The organism is Elioraea sp., from assembly GCF_051860475.1.
Classification (GTDB): Bacteria; Pseudomonadota; Alphaproteobacteria; order Acetobacterales; family Acetobacteraceae; genus Elioraea.
Genome location: NZ_JBHYDW010000235.1, coordinates 1 through 3,920 on the forward strand (window position 1 = coordinate 1; position 3,920 = coordinate 3,920).

9 protein-coding genes are annotated in these 3,920 nt (G+C 71.6%); 7 read left to right on the forward strand and 2 right to left on the reverse strand.

The genetic code is table 11. The features are described 5' to 3' along the window. The 6 genes from ACTIFU_RS22890 to ACTIFU_RS22915 all read left to right on the forward strand — a co-directional run. Positions 1–204: hypothetical protein (locus tag ACTIFU_RS22890; RefSeq protein WP_439580636.1), on the forward strand; the 204-nt coding region annotated here is incomplete at its 5' end. Then, a complete protein-coding gene (locus ACTIFU_RS22895) occupies positions 201–434 on the forward strand; it encodes a hypothetical protein (protein ID WP_439580637.1) in 234 nt (77 codons plus the stop codon). The genes ACTIFU_RS22890 and ACTIFU_RS22895, both read left to right, overlap by 4 nt. Positions 435–438: 4 nt before the next feature. Continuing rightward, positions 439–1,137, forward strand: coding sequence for a DUF6441 family protein (locus ACTIFU_RS22900; RefSeq protein ID WP_439580638.1), 699 nt, complete (start codon positions 439–441; stop codon positions 1,135–1,137). Beyond that, the gene (locus tag ACTIFU_RS22905) at positions 1,137–1,283 is read left to right on the forward strand and encodes a hypothetical protein (RefSeq protein ID WP_439580639.1); all 147 of its coding nucleotides are present in this window, start codon (positions 1,137–1,139) and stop codon (positions 1,281–1,283) included. Before ACTIFU_RS22900 ends, ACTIFU_RS22905 begins: the two co-directional genes overlap by 1 nt. Next, positions 1,274–1,726, forward strand: a complete 453-nt coding sequence (locus ACTIFU_RS22910) for a hypothetical protein (protein ID WP_439580640.1) — start codon at positions 1,274–1,276, stop codon at positions 1,724–1,726. Before ACTIFU_RS22905 ends, ACTIFU_RS22910 begins: the two co-directional genes overlap by 10 nt. Before the next feature lie 15 nt (positions 1,727–1,741). Beyond that, a complete protein-coding gene (locus tag ACTIFU_RS22915) occupies positions 1,742–2,692 on the forward strand; it encodes a phage tail tube protein (RefSeq protein WP_439580641.1) in 951 nt (316 codons plus the stop codon). Between the two features lie 3 nt (positions 2,693–2,695). On the opposite strand, the gene ACTIFU_RS22920 is transcribed toward ACTIFU_RS22915, so the two are convergent. Continuing rightward, positions 2,696–3,133 (reverse strand): hypothetical protein, encoded by a 438-nt coding sequence (locus tag ACTIFU_RS22920; protein WP_439580642.1) that lies wholly within the window; start codon positions 3,131–3,133, stop codon positions 2,696–2,698. Between the two features lie 6 nt (positions 3,134–3,139). After that, the gene (locus tag ACTIFU_RS22925) at positions 3,140–3,448 is read right to left on the reverse strand and encodes a hypothetical protein (protein WP_439580643.1); all 309 of its coding nucleotides are present in this window, start codon (positions 3,446–3,448) and stop codon (positions 3,140–3,142) included. Between the two features lie 68 nt (positions 3,449–3,516). Here ACTIFU_RS22925 and ACTIFU_RS22930 point away from each other — a divergent pair, with 68 nt between their 5' ends. Further along, on the forward strand, positions 3,517–3,894 hold the full coding sequence (locus tag ACTIFU_RS22930; protein ID WP_439580644.1) for a hypothetical protein: 378 nt from the start codon (positions 3,517–3,519) through the stop codon (positions 3,892–3,894). Positions 3,895–3,920: the final 26 nt, after the last annotated feature.

Consider the following 3,920-nt stretch of genomic DNA (forward strand, 5'->3'; position numbering starts at 1 on the left):
AGCCATCTCCTTCGTCGAGCCTGCGCGCTCGCCGTCGCCCTGGCTCTGCTCGGCGGATGCGCGTCGGAGCTCTGGGATGCGCTGTTCCCGCGCGACCTCTGCGCCGAGATCCGGCCGATCGTGCCGAGCCCGCGCGACACCGCCGACACCCTGCGCCAGGTCGCCGCGCAGACGGCGGTCATTCACGAGGTCTGCACCCGATGACCGAGCTGGACGCGTTGCAGCGGTTGGAGCGGCACGAGCGGGACTGCGCCGAGCGCTACCGCGAGACCAAGGAGGAGATGCGCGCGATCCGGCACCTCATCGACACCCGCATGGACTGGCTCCTGAAGGCGCTGATCATCATGGCGCTCGCCTCGGTGGTGATGTCGTTCATCGTGCTGCTCGGCGCCGACACCTTCGCCCAGCTCACCCAGGGCGCCCGGCGCGGCTGAACGCGTGCGCCTCGTCGCCTCGCTCGGCGCGAGCCTGACCAGGATCCTTGAGCAGGAGGTGCGCGCCGGCGAGCGCGCGGTGACGCGCGGCGTGCGTGCGGAGACCGAGCGGCTGAAGACCGAGCTCCGCCAGCAGGTGGTCTCGGCGTTCGGTGCGCGCGGCCGCGGCATCGCCAATGCCTGGCGCGCGCGCATGTTCCCGCAATCGGGCGAGAGCCTCGGTGCCGCCGGCATCGTCTGGACCAAGGTGCCGAGCATCGTCGATGCGTTCGAGCGCGGCGCGACGATCCGCGCCCGCGGCAGCCGGTACCTGGCGATCCCGACCGGCTTCAACGCGCCGCAGGGGCGCCGTGGGCGGGGCATGCGCGTCACGCCGCAGCAGATGGTCGCCAGCCGGCAGGCGTTCCTGCGGCCCTTCCGCTCCGGCCGCGGCTTCGTCTGGTGCCTGCCGGTGCGCCAGGGAGAGAGGATCGGGCGAAAGCGGGCGCCGCTGATCGCCGGTGGTCTGGCGGCCGTGGCGACAGGTAATCGCCGCGGTGCGGCGCGCTGGCAGGCCGAGCTGCTGCGCCAGGGCTTCGTGCCGATGTTCCTGCTGGTGCCCCAGGTGCAGCTCACCAAGCGGCTCGATGTACGCGGTGCCGGCAATCGCGCGCTCGCGCGCCTGCCCGCCGCGATCGTGCGGGAATGGAAGGTCGTGACCTGATGATGCGTGTCGAGAAGCTCTCGCCGCGGCGCTGCCTGGCGCTGCTCACGCTCGGTGTGGCGCTGAGTTGGCTGGTCGCCTTGGTCGCGCTCGCGGTCATGCACGTGCTCGGGCGCTGGGCCGCGGAGCTGCTCGGATGGCTGTGAGCAGCCGCGAGGCGGCAATCGCCGCGCTGCATGCCGCGATCTCGACCGCGCTCGCGGCGCGTTCGCCGGAGCCGCAGGTGCTGCGTGACGAGACCGTGCCGCAGCGTCTTGCCGCCGGCGGGCTGGTCGTCGTGCGGGACGGCGAGACCGTCGAGGAGACGGCCATCCTCTCGCCGCTGCGCTGGCAGATCCGACACGTCGCCGAGGTCGTGGTGGCCGTGCCTGGCGCGACCCCGGAAGCCCGCGCAGCCGCACTCGACGCACTGCTGGTCGACGTCGCCGACGCGATCGCGGCCGATCGTACGCTCGGCGGTGCGGTCGAGTGGGCGCAGCCCGAGAGCCCCTCCTTCGACGACCTCGCGTTCGAGGGCGCCGCGTCGGTCCGCGCCGCGTCCGTGCCCGTCTCGCTCTGGTTCACCACCAGCGAGACGCCGCTCTCCTGATCCCCGGAGGTCACCATGCCGCGTGCCATTGGCGCGAACAGCAAGCTGCACATGGCGGTCGAGGCGGCCTACGGCGAGCCGCCGGGCGGCAACTGGCGCCTGATGCCGTTCGTCTCCTGCGATCTCGGTGCCGAGCAGCCCTTCATCGACGCCGACGTGATCGGCCTCGCTCCGAACCGCGACGTCGCGCCGCCGTTCCGCGATATCGTCACCGTGCAGGGCCAGGCGGTGGTGCCGGTCGATCTCGAGTTCATCGGCGACTGGCTCACACTGCTGCTCGGTCCGCCGACTTCGTCCGGCACCACCCCGGACTTCGTACACGTCTTCGTCTCCGGCGCCTCGCCGCTGCCCTCGGCCAGCATCGAGCTCGCCTATCCCGACGTGCCGAACTTCGACGTGATCGCCGGCGTGCGCGCGGACACCTGCGAGATCGACTTCTCCCCCTCCGGCGCCGCCACCGCCACCTTCGGCCTGATCGGTCAGGGCTCGACGCGGTCGGCCACCTCCGCCGCCGGCACGCCGACCACGCGCGACTACGTCGCCTTCAACAAGGCCCAGGGCTTGATCCGCCGCAACGGCAGCAGCCTCGCGCAGATCACCGGCGGGCGGCTCAACTACTCGAACGGCGCGGAGATCGTCCGCACCATCCGCGACGACCTCAAGATCGAGGGCGTCGATCCCGGTCTCGCCCGCGCCACCGGCCAGATCACCAGCCGGTTCGAGAACACCCTGCTGCTCGATGACGCGGCCAACAACGCAGCACTGGAGGTGGCGTTCGAGTACCGCATCAGCGCCACCCGCCGGCTCACCGTGACGCTGCACGAGACCTATCTCGCGCTCGCCAAGACGCCGATCCAGGGACCCGCCGGCATCGAGGCCGCCTTCGAGTTCCGCGCCGCCTTCAACCCCGCCGCAGGACGCATGATGACCGTCACCCTCAGGAACGGCGTCGAGAGCTACGCGTGAGCGTCAGCGGGGTCCACGCATCTCGATCAGGTGCCGGTTGCGCGCCACCAACTCGTCGAACGCGCGTTGGATGCGTGCTTGCAGCCGGGCGCCCGCGACCGCGACGACGCCGTGATCAGGTTGTCCCAGATCGGGGAACCACGCCGAGGTCAGCGGCACCTGCGCAAGGCAGCGCAGATCGATGTGGAATGGCCGCTGCCGCAGTGCCTTGGCCTCGGCGGCGCTGAACTCGATCACGCCCCGCGGCGGGGCCGGTGAGGCGCCGCGCCAAGGGCCCGAGCTGGTATAGGCGAGCAGTACCTGCGCCGGGCGCTGGCGGGTGTTCTGCGCGAGCACGTAGGCAATGTGCCGCGCCGGGCCGGGCAGCTCTGGCCGGTGCGGCGGGCCGAACGGAAACAGCGTCCAGACGAAGCTGCCGTCCGCGATGCTTGGTTCCGCCACGGACGATCAGCGACCGAACAGCGTGTCGATGGTCTTCTTGCGGCGGGCGTAGGCCTTGTCGCTCTCGCCGGGGCGACGATCCGGATCACCGAACGGCTGGCCGGCCAGCTCCGCGGCGACGTGCACACGGATCACACGCTCGGCCTCGTCACGGGCAGCCACCTCCCGCTCCACCAGAGCCTCGAGATACCCGGACACCGAGCGGTGCTCGGTCTCAGCGATCTGCTTCAGCCGCTCGTGGACCTCGGGCGCCAGGCGGACCGTGACGCCGGTCTTGGACGGAGTGCTGGTGTTCGGCATTCCGCTCTTCTGCATCAAAATGATGCAGAAGGCAAGGCTCGGCGCGACACCCTCATCGCTCAGCTCCGAGGAGTACCGATCCCATGCTCACCCTCGACATCTCGCGTGAGCCGCGCTGGCTCGACCTGCCGCACGGCGTGCGGCTGCTGGCGAAGCCGCTCGACCGGATCACGCGCGCGGCGGCGGAGGGCGCCGCACTCGCCGAGGCGAAGGCGCTGCTCGGCGAGGCCGCGCAGCACGAACGCTCCGTCTTCAACGGCCTCTACTTCATGCTGCTCGTGCGGCTGATCGCGCGCCGCCTCGTCACCGCCTGGGAGGGCGTGGGCGACCGCGACGGCGCCCCGCTCGTCCTCTCGCCCGCCGCGCTCGACGCGCTGATGGAGCGCGACGACATGGCGGTCGCGTTCTGGGACGCGGTGATCGGCCGGCCGGACCCGGCGGAGGCGGAGGGAAACGGCTGAAGGCCCGCGCCGCCTGGCATGGCGGC